Annotated in this window: 1 protein-coding gene and 1 pseudogene; both read left to right on the forward strand. The window is 56.6% G+C overall.

What is annotated here, in order from left to right; genetic code table 11:
- Window positions 1-309 (forward strand): annotated as a pseudogene (locus HMPREF2565_RS01560) (IS21 family transposase); the annotation flags it as partial.
- A gap of 5 nt (window positions 310-314) precedes the next feature.
- Window positions 315-760, forward strand: a 446-nt coding sequence (locus HMPREF2565_RS01565) for an ATP-binding protein (protein WP_168162649.1), incomplete at its 3' end; no start/stop codon positions are given.

The following is a 760-nucleotide window of genomic DNA, read 5'->3' on the forward strand; positions in this document are numbered from 1 at the left end:
TACCAATCCTGTAGAAACGTGCTGTCGATGGGCAAACACGGCAACAAACCAATCCTGGAAGAGGCATGCCAGCGCCTGATGGCCAACAACGGCAGCCGACGAGCGGTGTCATATACCGCAGTCAAAAACATGATGGCCGCCATACGCAAAGAACACGCCACACGGCCCCGCGGGGGTAACCAGCCCACGCGCAGCACCACAACCAACCAATCCACCGCCCCTGCAGTCTCCGACAGGGATACCACAGGCGCGTTTCTCGGCGGTGCAGACCAGTTCAACATGGACAACCTCGTTAAGAAAGGAAACTAAAGCCCATGTCATCACCAACCCCGCCAACAGATCGCTTCCTTGACGAATCCGTTCTGGCCGACTTCACCGCGCTGCGGATGACTGCCTTCGGCAGAAGCGTTATCGACATCGCCAACGATCCCGCATTCGACACATGGACGTTTTCCCAAAAGGTGCTCTACGCACTCGATAAAGAAGTCGCGGCCAGGCGTGAACGACGCATCAACAAACTGCTGAAAGCATCCCGATCGCCAAACCTTGATGCTTGCCTTGAAAAGGTAGTCTGCACGCCTGACCGCAACATCAACCCCGAGCAAGTCAGCAGACTCGCTCACGGACAATGGTGCCACCTGGGCCAAAACATTGTCATCCTGGGCAAATCCTCAGTCGGCAAAACCTACCTCGCCCAAGCCCTGATCACAGCAGCATGCCGCAAAGACTACTCCGCACGGTTCTACCGCACCGACATGCT

Origin of the sequence: Corynebacterium sp. HMSC072A04 (assembly GCF_001809235.1) — a bacterium.
Taxonomy (GTDB): domain Bacteria; phylum Actinomycetota; class Actinomycetes; order Mycobacteriales; family Mycobacteriaceae; genus Corynebacterium; species Corynebacterium hiratae.